Annotated in this window: 17 protein-coding genes and 1 tRNA gene; 10 read left to right on the top strand and 8 right to left on the bottom strand. The window is 58.6% G+C overall.

What is annotated here, in order from left to right; all coding sequences use genetic code 11:
- Nucleotides 1-55: 55 nt before the first annotated feature.
- The 4 genes from HNP71_RS12795 to HNP71_RS12810 all read right to left on the bottom strand — a co-directional run bounded on the left by HNP71_RS12795 (nucleotide 56) and on the right by HNP71_RS12810 (nucleotide 5,201).
- A complete protein-coding gene (locus tag HNP71_RS12795; protein ID WP_183267339.1) occupies nucleotides 56-394 on the bottom strand; it encodes a hypothetical protein in 339 nt (112 codons plus the stop codon).
- 386 nt (nucleotides 395-780) lie between these two features.
- On the bottom strand, nucleotides 781-2,256 hold the full coding sequence (locus tag HNP71_RS12800; RefSeq protein WP_183267340.1) for a glycosyltransferase family protein: 1,476 nt from the start codon (nucleotides 2,254-2,256) through the stop codon (nucleotides 781-783).
- Nucleotides 2,257-3,090, bottom strand: coding sequence for a class I SAM-dependent methyltransferase (locus tag HNP71_RS12805; protein WP_183267341.1), 834 nt, complete (start codon nucleotides 3,088-3,090; stop codon nucleotides 2,257-2,259).
- A gap of 131 nt (nucleotides 3,091-3,221) precedes the next feature.
- The gene (locus tag HNP71_RS12810) at nucleotides 3,222-5,201 is read right to left on the bottom strand and encodes a glycosyltransferase family protein (protein ID WP_221246896.1); all 1,980 of its coding nucleotides are present in this window, start codon (nucleotides 5,199-5,201) and stop codon (nucleotides 3,222-3,224) included.
- Nucleotides 5,202-6,570: 1,369 nt separating this feature from the next.
- Between HNP71_RS12810 and HNP71_RS12815 the strand changes: the two genes are divergently transcribed.
- From HNP71_RS12815 to HNP71_RS12840, 6 genes are all read left to right on the top strand, one after another.
- A complete protein-coding gene (locus HNP71_RS12815; RefSeq protein WP_183267343.1) occupies nucleotides 6,571-7,809 on the top strand; it encodes a tyrosine-type recombinase/integrase in 1,239 nt (412 codons plus the stop codon).
- A 69-nt stretch (nucleotides 7,810-7,878) separates the two neighbouring features.
- Nucleotides 7,879-8,556, top strand: coding sequence for a hypothetical protein (locus HNP71_RS12820; protein WP_183267344.1), 678 nt, complete (start codon nucleotides 7,879-7,881; stop codon nucleotides 8,554-8,556).
- 75 nt (nucleotides 8,557-8,631) lie between these two features.
- Nucleotides 8,632-8,823 (top strand): helix-turn-helix transcriptional regulator, encoded by a 192-nt coding sequence (locus tag HNP71_RS12825; protein ID WP_183267345.1) that lies wholly within the window; start codon nucleotides 8,632-8,634, stop codon nucleotides 8,821-8,823.
- Nucleotides 8,824-8,942: 119 nt separating this feature from the next.
- Nucleotides 8,943-9,137 (top strand): hypothetical protein, encoded by a 195-nt coding sequence (locus HNP71_RS12830; RefSeq protein WP_183267346.1) that lies wholly within the window; start codon nucleotides 8,943-8,945, stop codon nucleotides 9,135-9,137.
- Complete coding sequence (locus tag HNP71_RS12835; protein WP_183267347.1) at nucleotides 9,134-9,898, top strand: bifunctional DNA primase/polymerase; 765 nt, start codon at nucleotides 9,134-9,136, stop codon at nucleotides 9,896-9,898. The genes HNP71_RS12830 and HNP71_RS12835 overlap by 4 nt, the downstream gene beginning before the upstream one ends.
- The gene (locus HNP71_RS12840) at nucleotides 9,895-11,409 is read left to right on the top strand and encodes a YfjI family protein (RefSeq protein ID WP_183267348.1); all 1,515 of its coding nucleotides are present in this window, start codon (nucleotides 9,895-9,897) and stop codon (nucleotides 11,407-11,409) included. Before HNP71_RS12835 ends, HNP71_RS12840 begins: the two co-directional genes overlap by 4 nt.
- Nucleotides 11,410-11,414: 5 nt before the next feature.
- On the opposite strand, the gene HNP71_RS12845 is transcribed toward HNP71_RS12840, so the two are convergent.
- Nucleotides 11,415-11,711 carry a hypothetical protein gene (locus HNP71_RS12845; RefSeq protein ID WP_183267349.1) on the bottom strand — a complete coding sequence of 99 codons (297 nt, stop codon included), beginning with the start codon at nucleotides 11,709-11,711 and terminating at the stop codon, nucleotides 11,415-11,417.
- A 15-nt stretch (nucleotides 11,712-11,726) separates the two neighbouring features.
- Here HNP71_RS12845 and HNP71_RS12850 point away from each other — a divergent pair, with 15 nt between their 5' ends.
- The 4 genes from HNP71_RS12850 to HNP71_RS12865 all read left to right on the top strand — a co-directional run bounded on the left by HNP71_RS12850 (nucleotide 11,727) and on the right by HNP71_RS12865 (nucleotide 13,362).
- A complete protein-coding gene (locus tag HNP71_RS12850) occupies nucleotides 11,727-12,170 on the top strand; it encodes a DUF5681 domain-containing protein (protein WP_183267350.1) in 444 nt (147 codons plus the stop codon).
- Nucleotides 12,163-12,375 (top strand): hypothetical protein, encoded by a 213-nt coding sequence (locus HNP71_RS12855; RefSeq protein ID WP_183267351.1) that lies wholly within the window; start codon nucleotides 12,163-12,165, stop codon nucleotides 12,373-12,375. The genes HNP71_RS12850 and HNP71_RS12855 overlap by 8 nt, the downstream gene beginning before the upstream one ends.
- A gap of 70 nt (nucleotides 12,376-12,445) precedes the next feature.
- Nucleotides 12,446-12,667, top strand: coding sequence for a hypothetical protein (locus tag HNP71_RS12860; RefSeq protein WP_183267352.1), 222 nt, complete (start codon nucleotides 12,446-12,448; stop codon nucleotides 12,665-12,667).
- A complete protein-coding gene (locus tag HNP71_RS12865; protein ID WP_183267353.1) occupies nucleotides 12,667-13,362 on the top strand; it encodes a hypothetical protein in 696 nt (231 codons plus the stop codon). The genes HNP71_RS12860 and HNP71_RS12865 overlap by 1 nt, the downstream gene beginning before the upstream one ends.
- A gap of 410 nt (nucleotides 13,363-13,772) precedes the next feature.
- Here the strand turns inward: HNP71_RS12865 and HNP71_RS12870 are convergent.
- The 3 genes from HNP71_RS12870 to HNP71_RS12880 form a co-directional block, all read right to left on the bottom strand.
- Nucleotides 13,773-13,865: transfer RNA gene (locus tag HNP71_RS12870), tRNA-Ser, on the bottom strand.
- Nucleotides 13,866-14,152: 287 nt separating this feature from the next.
- Nucleotides 14,153-15,028: an N-formylglutamate amidohydrolase gene (locus HNP71_RS12875; RefSeq protein WP_183267354.1), complete on the bottom strand. Its 876-nt coding sequence runs from the start codon at nucleotides 15,026-15,028 to the stop codon at nucleotides 14,153-14,155.
- A 52-nt stretch (nucleotides 15,029-15,080) separates the two neighbouring features.
- Nucleotides 15,081-16,532, bottom strand: a complete 1,452-nt coding sequence (locus HNP71_RS12880) for an oligosaccharide flippase family protein (RefSeq protein ID WP_183267355.1) — start codon at nucleotides 16,530-16,532, stop codon at nucleotides 15,081-15,083.
- Nucleotides 16,533-16,542 lie beyond the last annotated feature (10 nt).

The following is a 16,542-nucleotide window of genomic DNA, read 5'->3' on the forward strand; positions in this document are numbered from 1 at the left end:
TCTGCTCTTCAGAAAATCGGCTGCCCTTCATCGGTCTATCCCCCAGGAACAGACTCTACACAAAAACGGTCACATTCCAGGGGAGCACGTCAAACCGCACAGGCACCACCTGCCCTGGCTTCAGCGCCCGGGCATGGCGCTGCGTGAACGGGATTTGCAGCAGAACCTCGAAATGCGCCCCCTCGCGCGGGGCGACATCCAGCCGCACAAGCGCCTCTGGACCGACACCGCCGCGGGGTTTGGTCTCCTGCACACTCAGCACGGTAGCCCGCCCCGGCATGCCAGTAGCGAGGATCTGCCCATCACCCGGGCGGCGGAACAAGCTCCCCCAAATCAACAACAGGGCCAGGAGCCCCACGCCAACCGCCAAAACCGCAACCGCCTCAGTGGACATCGCTCATCCTCCGCAAGACAGGTCGGCGGCGCGCTGGGCTTGCGCGCGCCTGCAAGCTCTCACAATTAATGCGTGCTTGATGTTTACCTGTCCTCGGGAGAATACAACACAATCGAAACAATACAAACAACAAAACCCGCAGCACTATACGGGCAACCTTAGCGAGGATTTCGGCTATATCGACATACCGGTCTTGCAGAATGCGGAACCGAGACGATTGATGGTATTTGTCCTTCTCGCGCTATCGGGACTCTCCGCCTGTTGGATAGACCACCTCGAACGGCGGCGCACCGTAACGCTCGGCGTGTTCGCCGGTGCTGTGGCATGCACGCTGCCTGCGACTCTTGCCCCCTCGACCATGTGAGACGCGAGTTCAATCATGTCAGCTACTCAAATTCGGAGGAGGGAATGAGCGGCTGGTCAATAGGCAATGGAAGGCAAGTCGCCGACGGTGCCGGACGCTCAAGCCTGATCCCTAGGGTTTCCAGCAACCGACTTCGGAATCGCGCCGGGCTATGATTTTGGGCGTAGTTCCGCATCGCCTCCTCTGGCGCCGGGGCAATGGCGGCAGCCAAAACGGCTTTGGCCAATTCGGACGCAGTTACCTGTTCTGGCACCTTCTGGACCGCACCTCCATATTCGCGGAAGGCGCCAATATCGGAAACAATGGTACGCTGACCCAGAGCGATTAGCTGAGGAACGATACCGGAACTTTCGCCTCTGTTCGTGGCGCGAAGCTGCACAGCAACATCGACCTCCAGCATAGCCTCGCAAAGTTGCCGGTCGGTTGGCGCATCCCTCACGTCCAACGCGATCCCGGCCAGCATGGTCGCATGCACATCCGCGTAATAAGCCGTACCGAAACCAGCAAGCAGCAGGCGAACGTTTATCCCCTCGCGTTGTAGCTCATGTACCGCAGCCACAAGCAACTCGGTGCGCTTCGAAGACCCTGCGTAGCCAAAACTACCCACGACCAGCGGCGCGTCTGGAGTTTTGCTGACTGGCCGTGTGCGCTGTATGCCAGACGGCAAAAAGACCGGATGGAACAGCGTTTCTATGCTGCCTCCCATCGCCTCCATATCATGCCGCAGAATTTCTGCCGCAGCATTGGAATTCACCAGGAAGCGCTTAACTCCAAGGTCAGCAAAATAGCTGGCGCCGCAATATCCTGCATCGGCTAAGCTTTCATGTACCCTGCGCGCATCTATCTGGTTTGCGTTCGTAACCGGCCCGTGCTTGGCCTTGATGCGGACAAGGGCGTCGATTAGAGCTGCACCGGTCAGCCCTGTACCGCGTTCGACCAAGTGCAGAAGCACGGGGTCGTGAACATAGAGGCATACTCGGTTTAGGTCGCCATCCAGTTCTCCAGCCTTGCGCAGCATATCGTGGATATAGACATTGTGCCCAGAATTGCCGAGGGCAATCACGATGGCTGCATAGCGGTGCAAACAATCTGCAGTCAGAAAAGTCCCGGCGTCGAAAAGGTATGTACCCTCCCTTCCCCCAGCGCGCAGACGCAGTTCATTCGCGAAAAACCAGTCCGTGTCCGTCACCGGACAGAAGATATCGACCGGCAACTCGCTGCCCTGCCAAGTGTAAAAAGAGCAAGAGGCAATGCCGGTTGTATCCGGCGGCATATTGCTGATGAAGGCAAGGCGCGGGCCGGACAACTGCCGGGTGCGCAAAACCGCCAGACTATGGTCGATGCTAGCCTGGTTCGTGGGCATGCGGCTCAGCACGTCCTCCTGGTGCCGCATGAGGTCGTTAAAACGCCAGCCACGGAGCGTGTATCTAGCTTCGCGAACTTCTTCCGCTAAACGTGGTGAGGCGCGTTCAAACAGATTAAAGAGCTTATTTAGCATTTAGGGCCATTCTGATGGGGTTACATACATCTCGGCGGGCCAGCGATCGCGGATCGCGCAGGTTTTTCGCGCCATTAAGAATAGACAGTCACCACGAAAGTCTGTTGGAAATTCTTGGCGATTCAGCATTTCAACAATGTCAGGCATCGGCGCTTCAAAGACATCGTGACTGGCCACATGCTCAACCTCGAACCCCGCGGCTTTAACCAGGGCCACTAGGGCGTGCACATCATATTCAAAATTATGCCTATATGGAGAACGGTTGCGGTAGTACTGCATGTGAAAATGCGGCCGCCATCCATTCAACATTTTGTTGACATTGCGCGCCGAGCAACAATTGGGCGTGGTTAGCAGCAGTTGCCCACCAAGCGCGCAGATTCTGTTAATCTCACTCATCATAAACATAGGATCGACATCGAGATGTTCGATAACCTCGCAGCACAGAACGAAATCGAGGCTAGCATCCGGAAAGGGGAAGATATCGTTTTCAACATTAATGCTCAAAGTCAGGTTTTCAGCCCGATGCCCCGCCACGTCGATGGTTCTACGATAGATCTTCTCTTCTACCCGCTCGCTGAACGCTGTGCCTGCGACGAAACCATAGCCAAACACCTCGCGCAGCGCGACTTGAAAGAATGCCGTAGCACCAATCTCGAGTGCTTTTTTGTTGCCTTTGGCGGCGGGGATGAGTTCCAGCGTCCGGGCAAAGCGGGCCCGATGCGTTAGATAGTAGTTTTGGTTAAACTCGGAGCTACCGGTAGCATTTTGCAAGACCTTGATATAACGATCCAGCAATCCTAGCGCGGCCTCAATCAATGTATTTTGATCCGGCATGACTATTCTCCGTGTCTGCGATCGAACGCCATGTGTCAGGGCTCAGAGGCGAAAACATCCTGCCCCATGAATCGTGGGCCCCGCATTGCGCGAGAGCTTTTTGAAAGAGCCCCTTAATACCCTCCACTGGTTTAACCTTTTTTAATTGACAATAAGACAGACAGCTCTCGTTTGTCCCCATTGTAAATAATTCTATTTGGAACAAATGTTTGATTCGCCGTCAAGGTAACAATCGTATCCGCCGGTATATAAAGGACCTGCATCGTTGCTTGTCCGACAGTATAAACGACCTGACTCGATGGAGTAGTAACCGTAATTTGTACAGGGACAGAAAGGGGCCGCCCTTTCCCCGTTATTGTCAGTTCTACTGGTGTTCCATGGGTAACAATACGAACCTGCCGACCCATCCAGTTCTGCTGCGCGGATGAAGGCCAATAATCACCCTCCAGATAGTAATAATTAAGCGCTGATGGCAGCGGAACCTTCACGACATCGACCCCATGGTCCATGTGCTGCAGCCAGCCCTGCGCCGCAATTGCCGCGACCAACTGGGGCTGTGTGCCCGGGCCGATCAGAATATCATCGACATGATGCGTTTCACAAAAAGCGGCAAGATCATTGCCGAAGTCGGGCCCAGGCACCCCCGTAAGAAACTCACTCAAAATTGGAAAGGCCTGTTCCGAATACGGAGCGAAGCCGGTATAACCGCCCGATTGGCTAAATTGCATGCCCTCGTCCAGCTGCCAAGCCATCCCCTCCCCTTCGTCCGCAAAGGGAAGAATAATTACATTTGCTTTCGTGCCGAGCGCTTGTTTCGTATTTTGCGGCGTAAAAAACGGCTGTTCTGGCCAGCGGGTCCAGGTATGCATACGTGCATTGGGCACAATAAACAGGCATGCAAGCCCGGCGAGTGCAAACCGCCGGGACGGCCCACGCCCAACGCTCGGCGTCGCCAAGTATAGCCCCGCGACAATCGCCGAAATAAGCGACACGTACATCGTGAAACGTGTTGGTAGCGCCGAGCGAATCAAAGGAAGTTTTTCACCAAGCCGCCAAGGCAACGGCATTTGAGTTTGCACTCCAGCAACATGTAGCCAGGGCCCTAAACTCAATACGGCGAGTACAATTACTGTAATCAACAAGGCTTTAACATAAGGAAGAGTAATATGAGCGCGAAAATAAAGCATCATGAGGAAAATCAGAGGCAAACCTAAGTAGGCTCCTTGTTCCGCTGTGTTGCCAGTGAATTGACTAGCAACAGCAGCAAAAACCGTTCTCCCAAGGTAGGCAACCCCTGTCGGTATCAAGTAGTTTAGTGGGTCAGCTGAATAAGTTGTTGCAGAGTTGATTATTGGTGGAACCTCTGACAAACCTTCTACCAAATAAAATAAAAATGGCACGGCCAATATTGTCATGACCATGCCTGCAAAAACAATGTCGATTGCCAGACGCCACAAGCCAAGCCGATCGGCCTTTGGGGCACATGCCAGGAAGATGGCCCATGTGATTACGCCAAGAAAGACCAATGTCGCCAAAATTTCGCTTGACAGCCCTAGCTGAACCAAAAAAATTACCGCCAGTCCTATCACAAAGCCTGTGCGCCCCATTTGTCTCCGGATGCGTCTTACGCACAACAAGATCGCAAGAGGTATCAAGAAAGTTAGATCGAGATTAAGATGCCCCTGAAGCTGGCCACTTTCGTAAGAGGAGAATCCAAATAAGTAGCCTCCAACAAGAGCTGCAGCCCAGTCACGTGTCAGGTATCGCACCAACAGAAAGGCCGTCCACGCGGAGAGAACTGGCGCCATCAAGCTTAATAGGTTGTAGGACAGGACCGCACCGCCCAGCACCGTGATTGGGAAGCTTAACAGAGCAGCAAACGGCACCGAGGTCCGCCATGTCATGTTATCCCCATGGGGAAACCAAACATAATTTGAAATAAATGGATTTAGACCATGAGAAATGGCAAAGGGCCACCAGTGGAGGAACCATATGACAGATAGCGGGTCTCTGCCCACTCCCAAGTACCAGTGCGTCAAGCTCCCCGTTCTGCCAAAAAAAATCAAAGAAAAAATGGCATAGATAAATAAAGGAAACGTAACTATCAGCATGTAATGAGCGAGTGTCGAACGCTCTTTGTTTTTGGGAGGGCAAAGCATGAACACAACATTCCCACTCAAAATTCAGTTTGATTGATTAACGTACTTCGAGTGCGTAAACTTTCGCACAACAAGTTCAAATATGAAGTAAATTAAATATTTTTTATATCTCAGTGGCTTAGTCAAGAGATTCGGGACTCGTTCTACCATAAAAAAATAAGTCCCGAGCCCAGTTCATTTGTTTCTAAATTGCATCTTATGAGATGCACAATATCGTTAGATCAACAACGAAAAAATTCACCCTTAATGTCTCGCTGTGTTGCACCAAGCTATTGAAGTGTAGTGCCCAGTTGCCGTTTCTGCTCTTCTTTGGAATCTTCAAAGTTGTAAACAATGATCGAAAGAAGCTCCCCTGACAAAGCTACTCGTATTGTCGCAAACTTCTTTTCGTTTGAGCGGAACTGTTCAGTGTGGCATTATCCAGACCCCACTTATTCAGTACGATATCAGACAACGCCCCGCTTCAGTTTCTCCGCCTCGCGCAGCACCGCCACTGCTTGCACGCTCAGCTGCACGCGGTGCAGAGTGTTCATCTTGCTGCATGCCGCCGGAATCGCCCACATCGCGTTCTCCAGATCAAACTCGCTCCACGTCGCCCCCTGCCTTTACCGGAACGGCGGGCGCTCAACACCACAAAGCGCACTGCCTAGTGCGGACACGCTGCCGCTCTCTGCCACCGGCTTGGCGCCAAAATGCGGGAAGACATAGGCTCGCATGTTTGGCGTTCCATCACCCGGCGCGTTACGTCTCTATGTATAACGTGGCCACGGCCTCGAAACAGCGGCCATCGGCCACCTGCTGCGCTGCCGGCCTTGCCGATTTACAGCCATAGGTTAGTACCATCGCCGTTCATGCCGGGTTCCCCGGTGCGCAACAGCTTCTTCACCTGCCCCTCGGTCAGTTTTTCTACACTCTTTGCCTCGGCCTAAAGCTCTGCCTAACCTACGATTTTCTCACGTTGATTATTGGGAGTTAGGCGCACAGTGGTGCCAATACGAGCCCGGCGAAAGGGGAATTATTGACAGAATAATGTAGCTTTTTGGGATGTGGCTCTAGGCTGCCCAGCGAGCTACGCAGGCCCGTGGCGGAGGAGATGTCCGCCTAACATGTATCCACAGCCGTTTATGGACATCGACAAAAACTAGTATATATGACTGTTTTTGCTTTAAATCCGTCCGCCTAAATCCTCTTGCGTATGCAACAATGTTGATTTAGGGTGTATCCACCAAAGAGATTCACCCCGCGCCGGACACGCAAAAATGAGCATTTGCACCTGTACCCCTGCTAAAGTTGCTAAACTTGCTAATCGGCGGGCTGCCTAATGGCTAAAGGGCCGAGCAAGCGCCTGACCGCCTTGGCTATCAACGCCCTGGTGAAGGTCGGAAACTACCCGGACGGCGATAACCTTTATCTTCGTGTCCGGCATGACGGGTCCAAATCCTGGGCGTTCCGGTACAAGATGGCCAACAAGCCGCACTGGATGAGCCTTGGCCCGCTGCGCGATGTAACGCTGGCCGAGGCACGCGAGGCCGCCCGAAAACTCAGAAACGATCTGCGCGAAGGTATCTCCCCGCTCGACCAGCGCCGTGAACGCCAAGCCCTGGCCATGAATGCCGAGGGCCGGACCTTCGATGCCGTGGCGAAGCTCTATATCGAGGCTCACCGGGCAGGCTGGAAGAATGAAAAGCACGCGGCGCAATGGACCAACACCCTAAAAACCTACGCCAGCCCGGTCATCGGCAGCATGTCGGTCGGCAGCATCGGCCTGGACGAGGTGCTGCGTATCCTGCGCCCAATTTGGAAGGAGAAGCCGGAGACCGCCTCCCGGCTGCGTGGCCGCGTAGAAGCCGTGCTCGATTATGCCGGGGTGCACGGCTGGCGCACCGGGGACAATCCGGCACGCTGGACCGGCTACCTTGACCAAGTATTGCCCGCCAGGGCGAAGGTGCGCGCCGTTGAACACCATGCCGCCCTGCCCTGGGCCAATCTACCAGAGGCGTGGGGGAAGCTGGTCGCCAGCGGTAGCACCAGCGCGCTATGCTTGCGGCTCCTGATTCTGACCGCCACCCGGTCCGGTGAGGCGCGCGGGGCCCGATGGAACGAGCTTGATCTGGCGGCCAAGACATGGACCGTCCCCGCCTCGCGCATGAAAGCAAAGCAAGAGCATCGCGTGCCACTGAGTAACGCCGCCGTGGCAATCTTGGAGACCATGCGCCCCCTACAGAACAAGCCTGATGGGCTCGTGTTCCCTGGCGGTAAACCCGGCAAGCCGTTATCGGACGTGGCCCTAAGCAAGGCCCTGGCCACCGTGGCTGAGGGGTTTACCGTTCACGGTATGCGCTCCACGTTCCGCGATTGGTGCGCCGAGAGCACGAACTTCCCGCGCGAGGTGGCCGAGGCCGCACTGGCCCACACGAACAAGAACAAGGTGGAAGCCGCCTATGCCCGCACCGATCACTTCGAGCAGCGGCGCAAGCTGATGGATGCATGGGCGCGGCACTGCACCAGCCCGGCTGTTAAGCCAGCCGGGAACGTGACGACGATCCGCGCCACCGCGTGAAACAAGCGGGCGCGGGAGGTCATCACCCTCACCGCGCCCTGATGATCCAGACAAAAGGACTGCAACCAAATGACCGAGATCAAGCCCACGAATAGCACGCCTAATCCGACAGCGCCAACCGATGAGGCGCTCATTAGGCGGGACCTGTATTGGGAGGATTTTATAAAATCGCAGCGGGCTGAAATTAAAGAGCGATTTACGCATTTGGTGGTTTCTCTGGACCAAGCAGCGCAAGAACGCATCCGCACTAGCTGCGACCTGCCGCCCATGCCGCCCTGGTGGTGGGAACGGGTGGAGATGCACCTTGAAAATTACCGGGTTTCAAAGCTGCCTAAATTCTCTCCACAGGTAATCGCTGCTGCAAAACGCTTGAGGTTCGAACTAAATCCCTACTGTTCCGAAATTAGCCATCCAGCATTGGTCGATGAGTTAGACACCTTCTTAGAAGCTGCCGAATTTTCTGAAAAAATGGATAGGCCGAAACAACCGAAGCGTCCAACAAATCACGAGGACCCCGCAGTCATCGCCTTCTTAGGTTCGCTTTGGAAATACGCCATGAAGAGAAATCCAGGCGCAACCACGGAAGGGCCGTTTGCTCGTTTCTTGATTGCAACACTTAACGAGGTCAGCATTCCAATGCAGGGCCGGACAATCAGAAAGCATGTCGAAACGCTTTTGCAGCCGCCTTGGTACACGAAGGATGGCGAGTGGGCGTTGTTTCCACCACCCCCGCACGAAACCCCCTAAAATTCATAGTTTTGTGCAGATTATGCAGGCATCCATTGGTGTCCATAATCAGGCTCCAAGTCAACGGAGCCAAAAATGTCTAATGCTATGAAGTTACTTTTCCGCCCCGCCGAGGTCCAAGCTGCGCTTGGCATCGGCCATTCCACCTTTTGGAGCCTCGTGAAGTCCGGGGCACTGGAATCTCGCAAGATCGGACGCGCAACCGTGGTTCCGGCTGATAGCCTGAATCAGTTTATCGCAAGCCTTCCGAAGGCCAACGCCGCTTAAAAACCAAACCCCGCGCTTGTGGCACGGGGCTGGGAAGCACGTAACGGGTTTCTCGGCTGACACCAGAAACCTAGTTTCTCCCAGCTCAAAGTACAAGCGCAATCTTGAAAGATTGCAACATGCATAAGCCCAAAAACTCCACCGCCACCCGCACCTTGCGCCGCGCCGCCGCGCATCTCACCAGCCGCAGCGAGTGGCTGCGCCGCCGCCGGGAGCCTGATCCGCGTTGCCGCGCGGTTCAACTGGCTGACGCCGCCGAATGCGAGCGCCTAGCAGCCACGTTGCTGGAGATGGTTGAAGGGGGCACGAAATGACACCCCTACAGCACGCTCTTGAATGCGCCGCCCGTGGCTGGGCAGTTTACCCGGTGGCCCAAGATAAAACGCCCCGCACGCCGAACGGCCACAAGGCCGCCAGCACCGATCCAGAGCGCATCCGCGCCATGCACGTCCAATTTGGCTTCGTGCTGGTCGGCATCCGCACCGGGGAAACAAGCAACCTGGCAGTGCTCGACATCGACCGCCAGCACAATGGCCTTGAGTGGTGGCGCGACAATCGCCACCGCCTGCCCGCAACCCGCGCGCACCGCACGCGCAGCGGCGGGTTACACTTGTATTTCATCCACAAGCCGGGCCTACGGTGCAGTACAGCTCGCATTGCTCCTGGCATCGACGTGCGGGCCGAGGGAGGCTCAATTATCTACTGGCCCAGCGCTAGGCTAGAGGTGCTCTCTGACGCCCCTATAGCCGAGTGGCCGGAATGGCTCACGCCTGCCCCCAAACCCGCCGTAGCACCTTCCTGGCAGCCTCTGCACGTCACCCACGGGGACAAGGCGCGCAACTACGCCACCGCCGCCCTCCACAACGCTGTGCAGCGCGTTGCAGGCACCACAACCGGCAGTCGGAACGCGGCCTTAAACGCCGAGACCTTCAGCTTGGCGCGTTTCGTTCAATCTGGCTCGCTCTCACCCACTGAGATTGCCGGGGCGATGGCTCACGCTGGCATTGCTGCCGGGCTGGAAGCCGCCGAGGTGCAGGCGACGATTGCCAGCGCACTGGGGAGTGCTGCCCGATGAGCGACACCGGCAAGATTCTCAAATTCGACCCCGCCACCATCGCCGCCAACGCCGTGGCCGCCGCATCGGCCCCGCCGGACGCCAAGCGCCCGCTGTACCGCGACATTCCACCGGCTGCTGAATATCCTATCGAAGCCCTGGGCGGGCTGCGCGACGTGGCCGACGCCATCCACATGAAAACCCAAGCACCCTGGGCGATCTGTGCTCAATCGGTTCTTGCCGCCGCCGCGCTGGTCATCGCGCCGCATCGCGATGTTGAGCTGCTGAATGGCCGCAGCGCGTTGACGGTGTTGTGCCTGAGCATCGCGGAATCTGGCGAGCGCAAATCCAGCGTGGATAACTTGGCTCTCGGCCCTGTTTTTACGAAGGAGGAACAACTGCGCGCCGATTACGAGGCCGAGGCGCGATACTTCGCCGCCGATCATCCCGCCTGGAAAGCAGCCATTGAGCAGGCCCGAAAGGCTGCCAAAAATGGCCGAGCCGCAGCGAGAAGCGCCATTGAGGCGGTTGGCGCGGAACCCAAGCCCCCAGCGCCGCCGATGTTGCTGATGAGTGACGCCACGCCTGAGGGCATTGTGCTCCAGCTTGCCGAATCCAGGCCATGGGGTGGCGTGTTCAGTGCCGAGGGCGGTTTAATGCTGGGCGGGCATGGCATGTCTGACGAATCGAAAATCCGCACTGCTGGGCTGCTGAATGTGCTCTGGGATGGCGGCCCGATCCGCCGCCGCCGCGTGCTGACCGGCAATACCTTCCTGCCTGGCAGGCGGTGCTCGATGCACCTTATGGCGCAGCCTGGCGTTGCCGAAATCCTCACATGCGACCCCGCTTTTGCCGACATTGGCTTGATGGCGCGCATGTTGATTGTGGCCCCGGCAAGCACTGCGGGGACGCGGAAATATCGCGAGGCCCCGCGAGAGTGTGCCTTGGTTTTGGCCGACTACAAGGCCCGTCTAGCGCAGTTTCTCGACAGGCCGCATCGGATGCTCGACGGTTCCGGCGGGCTTGATCCCCAAGTGCTGACACTCACCGACGACGCCAAGGCCATGATGGTGGCCTTCCATGATGAAATCGAGCAGCGGCTTGCACCAGGCGGTGAGTTTTCCTCTATTCGCGGTTTCGCCAGCAAAATGGCGGAGCACTCTGGGCGGCTGGCTGCGGTGCTCGAGGCATACGGCGATCCCGAAGCGGTAGAGGTGGGGGCCGAGGCAATGGCAAACGGCATCGCCCTGGTGCAGCACTACGCCGCCGAGATGAAGCGCCTGGCGGACGGCGCAAGCATCGCCCCCGATCTGAAACTGGCCCGGCATCTCGTGGAGTGGTGGCAGACTGAGGGCAAGCCCAAACGCCATCTTGCCGAAATCTACCAGCGCGGGCCGAACCAGCTACGTGATGCAGCCACAGCCAAGCGGATCATCGCCATCTTGGAAGAGAGCGGATGGGTGACGCGGCTGCCGCCCAAGACGATGCTGGACGGTGCGCCGCGCCGCGATGCCTGGGAGTTAGCACCATGAGCGGCTTACTGAAATTCGACCCGTGGCAAGCAATCGGCAAACCGAACCCAAAGCGCGAGGCGGAGGAACGCCGCCTCGATGCTGAGCTTGAACGAGCCGAGCGTCACGCGATCATGAACGAGCCGGAACTTCCACCACCTGGCAGCGAAGGCCGGAAGATCATCAACCTTGAACACGAACGTATGGTGCGCGGCCTGCTGACCATCGCCCGTTAGTCGGTCCGTGGGGCGCGGCACAATAAACACCGACAGCCCGCAGGCGGTTTTAACCTTTTCGCCGCCGTGGCGGGCAAATTCATTCACCTGAAAGGACTCCCTATGTCTGAAAAAGCAGGGAAAAAGCAGGAGACCCGGTTTAAGCCGGGACAATCTGGCAACCCAGCGGGCAAGCCAAAAGGCACCCGCAACGCCGCCTTGATGGCCCTAGAGCAGATAGGTCAGGCCGACGCCGAGGGCATCCTGCGCGCCGTCATCACCGCCGCTAAAACCGGCGACATGCAGGCCGCGAAGATCATCATGGATCGTCTCTGGCCAGTGCGGCGGGGCGTGCCGGTGATGATCGACTTGCCCAAAATCAAAACCGCATCGGACGTCATCGAGGCCACGGCGCAAATCATTGAAGCTACCGCACGGGGCGAGATCACCACCGACGAAGCCGCCGCCCTTGCCGGGCTGGTGGAAGGCCAGCGCAAGGCAATCGAGACCCACGAATTAGAGCAGCGCATCGCGGCGCTGGAGGAAAGGAGCAAGCAAAATGGCTAAAATCAAAGACCGGCTGACCAGGCTGGAAGCCAAGACCCCTGCGCCGGAAAAGGCCATTCAAATCTGCCGCGTCATCGTTGAACGTGGCGAGAACGGAGAACTGCGCGAAGTTGGGCGGATGTACCGCCAATCGGATGGCAGCCTAGGCCCGATGATCCCAACTCCACGCAATGGAGAAAAGACAGAGCGTGACAAAACCCTTTGAGTAGAAAACGAAGTAGAAATGGCCGGGCAAAATGTGGTAATATACTACCACATTGTTAGGGGAACCTCATATGAATCTGAAAGCCGAAGTTGCGCGACGCCTAGCTGAAATGCGCGAGCGCGAGCGCTATGTTGAGAGCCTCGCCTCGCTGGGCATTGCCGCCGATAGCGCCATCAATCTTGCCGGGTTGAAGGCGTTGCACACCCAGGCAACCGGCCAAGGTGCAGCGGCAGCCAAAGCATCAAGCAGCGTCTCCAGGCACTACGGCGTGCCCGCGCCAAGGAAGCTCTGATGACCCCGGAGCGCGAGAAACTAGCCGCCGCCATCGCGGCCTTGAAGCAGGCTGAGCAGGAAAAAACCGCACTGGCCTCCCTCTCCTCAAATTCATGGGAGCCAATTTCCTCCGCCGAGCGCCGAGTTGAAGCTGCCGAAAAAGCTCTCTCGGAGGCGCAGGAATTGGCTGTGGCCGACATGGTGGCCGCGAGGCTTGGCCGGGAGGTTCCGAAGCGTTCCACCCGCCAGGAGTTGCAAGCCGAACTGGACACCGCCCGCGCCGATCTGGACGCTGCCCGCGCTGCACGGGGCGAGTTGAAGCGCCAAGCTCAGGATGCCGAGAAGGCTCTGGGCTGGTGCCAGAGCAGCTTGAACAGCGCCCTATCGGCAGTAATCGAGGCTTCTCCCGAAGTCTCTAAGCTGCTGGGCGAGATCAAGGCCCTGGAGGCCGAACTCATTCAGCGATACGAAGCCCTGGCCGCCATCGGAATCAGTGGCCCCTATTCTCGCGCGAAGCGTGAAGCGCAGCTCCAGCCGCCCGCCCGAACTGTTCCCGGCCTTCCCGATTGGCATTTGCTATTCCACGGCCCGCGCGGCGACTTGGCGGCAAGTTGGGCGGTGGCGGTGGATAAGTTGCGGACCGATGCAAACGCGCCACTACCGGGCAGCACTACCGGGGAAGGCCAGCGCCCGAAGCGGAAGCTGTTCGGGTAGAAACCGCCTAGCGGGGTTTTTGGTTCCCTCCACCCGCAGGCGAGCAGGAGGGCGGCGGACTCCACTACGCCGCCCTCCACGCAATTCCAAACCAGCCCCGGACATAGCGCCGGGGTTTTTTGTTACCTGGGGGGGTGGCGCGGTTTAGCAACTTTAGCAGGATTAGCAGGGGTACACCCTCAAATCTGTAAAATGCGGTCCAGGGACAAAAGGGCTATCTCTCATGCACGCGCGCGTGAAAAACAAGGAAAAAAGGTCAGTATTACTTACTTATTTATATTGGCATGATACAGCCTGCCATACGCCCTGATCCGCCAACGTGCGGCAACTGAGTGTATCCAGATAGGTGTTACCATAAATTTGGGCAGTTTTGATTGTTGCTGTATTTTGCTGCAACACTTCAAAGTGCGTGGCGGAGGAGATGGGATTCGAACCCACGATACGCCTTGACAGCGTATAACGGTTTAGCAAACCGCCGCCTTCAGCCTCTCGGCCACCCCTCCGTACACGGCCAGGGCAAGCATAAATTGCTACGCCCTGCGTGCCACCTTCATAATCGGCAGCAGCGGGAAGGTAAAGCCTCCCTGGCGCGCAATCCGCCACAAACAACCAAGTATCTGAATTTATTTGTTTTACTTTCCGCTGCATGGATTGCTTTGCTGCATTGCAAAATTTTTCTTGCACTGCAACATAAATTGGCATATACAAATAAATACAGGGTGAGTTTCTCCCCTGTTTCTTGGACGTTTCCTCCCTAAACTTGGCGGCGCTGTATTAGCGCCGCCTTTTTTTATTCGGCCGCCGCGCAATAGCCCGGGCCAGCGCCCCCCCATAGGCGCATGGCATCGGCCATATCCCGCAGAAAACCGCTCAAACGCTCCTGCACCAGGGCAAAGCGTGCGTTCCGGGCGAATTGCCGCTCATGCATGTACAGCCCGCGCGCTACCTCGAGCTGCACCACCTGCACGCCCTCGCGCGGGCGGCCGTAATGGCGGGTGATGAAGCCCCCGGCATAGGGGTCGTTGCGGCGCACGGAAAATCCGTATCCGGTGAGCAAGGACTCGATATACGCGGTCCAAGCCGGGGTACAGCTTGTGCCATGGCCGTCGCCCAGCACAATATCGGGCCGGTTTGCGTTCCGTCCCGGCGGGGTCGGCATGGAATGGCAATCCAGCACCAAACAATGTCCGAATTCAGCCTGGGTTTCCTCAATCAGCCCGGCCAGCGCCTCGTGGAAGGGCTGCCAGCACGTGCGCACGCGCGCCTCGGCGTCGGCGAAGCTCAGCTTGCGGGCGTAAATCGGCTCGCCTGTGCCAACGATCCGCGCGATCGTCCCCAACCCCGCCGCCACGCGCGAGCTGTGGCGGTTCACGTAGTCGGGCAGTTCGTCCGCGAACATGCTGGGGTCCAGCTCCCAGGGCTCGCGGTTGGCATCGCACCAGGCGCGCGGGAATTCCGCCGCCAGCAGCGGCACCCCCAGCGCGGGGGCTCCGCCGAACAGCTCCTCCACGTAACTATCCTCGGAACGGCGGATGGCCTGTGCGTCGAGCCGCGCCTGGGCAAGGAATTCCACGCCGTAATACCGCCCCGAATGCGGCGAGGTGAGCACCAGAGCGGCACTCTGGCATTGGGGACGCAGCAGGGTGAAGGGCGATAAATCTCTCATGGCGCGGTTTCATTCAACCAGCACGGGGCGCCAGGGGCAAGCAAATTGCCCGTCATCCCCCTCCCGCGCCGAGCAGGGCCCCATGCAGCCGCCGCGCCATCTCCCACATGCGGCGCGGCGCCAAAGCCAACACCAGCAGGGCGAACACGCCCCCCGAAACCGCGGCCCCCACGCCAAGCTGCGCCAGCAGGTTCTGGCCAGGGAACACCAACAGCGCCGCCCAGGCCGCCAGTCTTGCCATGGCCAACGCCACGCAGGGCAGGATCAGCAGCCGCAACACCGGCCCCACCGCCCCCTCCAGCCCCTGGCGCATGGCCAGCGCGAACAGCCCCACTCCCAGCACCCCACGCGCCGTTAACGCCCAGGCCAGTGCCAGCAGCCCATAAGGTGCCGCGAACCATGCCGCCACGGCAATGGTGACGGCGTTGACTAAGGCATAGCGCGAAACCAGCCGCGTGCGCCCTGCACTGGTGAGCATCGGGTTGACCACGCTGTATAAGGCGGCCGCCGGGGCCGTCAGGGTCAGCACGGCGAATACCGGCACCGCCGCCTCCCAACGCGCCCCGAACATTAGCAGCACGATGGGCCTCGCCGCCGCCCCGCACACGGCACTGACGAAAAAGATGACCATGGAGAGCAGGTCGAGCATCTGCCGCGTGGTCTCGAAGCGCCGGGCGGGATCGTGCCGTACCGCCACCAGCACCGGCATGAACACGTTCCGCGCGGGCATGAAGGCAACCTCCTGCAGCACCTCGAACAAGCGCTGGGCGATGCGGAACTCGCCAAGGACGGCCACCGGCATGCGCAAGCCCGCCAGCATCACATAGCCCGTGACGGCGATGTAATCGACCAGCCCCGCCTGCATCAGCGGAAAAGAGAAGCGGAAGCCCTCGCGCAGCACAGGCCAGGAGGGCGGACGTGGCGGCACCCAGCGCGCGGCAACAGACGCCACCACGGCATAAAGCACCCCCCCCGCCATGCGCTGCGCAACGAGCGCCGCCACCCCATGCCCGGCAAAGGCGCAGGGCAGCGCCACCGCCCCACCGGCAACCGTGCTGCCCAACGAGATCAGGCCTACCGCGCGGAAGCGGAATTGCGTGGCCAGCCGCGCCGAGGGCACGACGAGAAACGCCGTCAGCACCACATTCAGCCCCATGATGCGCAACACAGGGGCCAGCACGGGCTGGCCGTACAGCGCGGCAAATCCCGGCGCGAGCGTAAAGAGCAGCGCCATGAACAGCAGCGAGGCGAGGAACTGGCTCCAGAACGCCGCCGCCTCCACGTTCATGTCGCCCGGGCTGGCCTGCACCTGCTCCCCCGCCCCGCTATTGGCGACAAGCCTTGCGAGATCGGAAATCGCGGAGGCAATGGCGATGAGCCCCACCACCGAGGCCGGCACCACCCGCAGCAGCAACCCAAGGACAATGAAGCCAACCCCACGCTCGGCCAGCACAGTGGCAAAGCCCCACGCCGCCCCGCGCACAGCTCCCCGAGCCAACGTCATGCGGCGATCC

The organism is Acidocella aromatica, from assembly GCF_014201825.1.
GTDB classification, from domain to species: Bacteria; Pseudomonadota; Alphaproteobacteria; order Acetobacterales; family Acetobacteraceae; genus Acidocella; species Acidocella aromatica.

Excerpts from the sequence above, each read along its gene's own strand:
- HNP71_RS12810 (WP_221246896.1), bottom strand. The coding sequence starts at position 5,201 with ATGCTGATAGTTACGTTTCCTTTATTTATCTATGCCATTTTTTCTTTG.
- HNP71_RS12875 (WP_183267354.1), bottom strand. The coding sequence starts at position 15,028 with ATGAGAGATTTATCGCCCTTCACCCTGCTGCGTCCCCAATGCCAGAGT.
- HNP71_RS12835 (WP_183267347.1), top strand. The coding sequence starts at position 9,134 with ATGACACCCCTACAGCACGCTCTTGAATGCGCCGCCCGTGGCTGGGCA.
- HNP71_RS12865 (WP_183267353.1), top strand. The coding sequence starts at position 12,667 with ATGACCCCGGAGCGCGAGAAACTAGCCGCCGCCATCGCGGCCTTGAAG.
- HNP71_RS12830 (WP_183267346.1), top strand. The coding sequence starts at position 8,943 with ATGCATAAGCCCAAAAACTCCACCGCCACCCGCACCTTGCGCCGCGCC.
- HNP71_RS12820 (WP_183267344.1), top strand. The coding sequence starts at position 7,879 with ATGACCGAGATCAAGCCCACGAATAGCACGCCTAATCCGACAGCGCCA.
- HNP71_RS12840 (WP_183267348.1), top strand. The coding sequence starts at position 9,895 with ATGAGCGACACCGGCAAGATTCTCAAATTCGACCCCGCCACCATCGCC.
- HNP71_RS12880 (WP_183267355.1), bottom strand. The coding sequence starts at position 16,532 with ATGACGTTGGCTCGGGGAGCTGTGCGCGGGGCGGCGTGGGGCTTTGCC.
- HNP71_RS12800 (WP_183267340.1), bottom strand. The coding sequence starts at position 2,256 with ATGCTAAATAAGCTCTTTAATCTGTTTGAACGCGCCTCACCACGTTTA.
- HNP71_RS12850 (WP_183267350.1), top strand. The coding sequence starts at position 11,727 with ATGTCTGAAAAAGCAGGGAAAAAGCAGGAGACCCGGTTTAAGCCGGGA.
- HNP71_RS12815 (WP_183267343.1), top strand. The coding sequence starts at position 6,571 with ATGGCTAAAGGGCCGAGCAAGCGCCTGACCGCCTTGGCTATCAACGCC.
- HNP71_RS12795 (WP_183267339.1), bottom strand. The coding sequence starts at position 394 with ATGTCCACTGAGGCGGTTGCGGTTTTGGCGGTTGGCGTGGGGCTCCTG.
- HNP71_RS12860 (WP_183267352.1), top strand. The coding sequence starts at position 12,446 with ATGAATCTGAAAGCCGAAGTTGCGCGACGCCTAGCTGAAATGCGCGAG.
- HNP71_RS12805 (WP_183267341.1), bottom strand. The coding sequence starts at position 3,090 with ATGCCGGATCAAAATACATTGATTGAGGCCGCGCTAGGATTGCTGGAT.
- HNP71_RS12825 (WP_183267345.1), top strand. The coding sequence starts at position 8,632 with ATGTCTAATGCTATGAAGTTACTTTTCCGCCCCGCCGAGGTCCAAGCT.
- HNP71_RS12855 (WP_183267351.1), top strand. The coding sequence starts at position 12,163 with ATGGCTAAAATCAAAGACCGGCTGACCAGGCTGGAAGCCAAGACCCCT.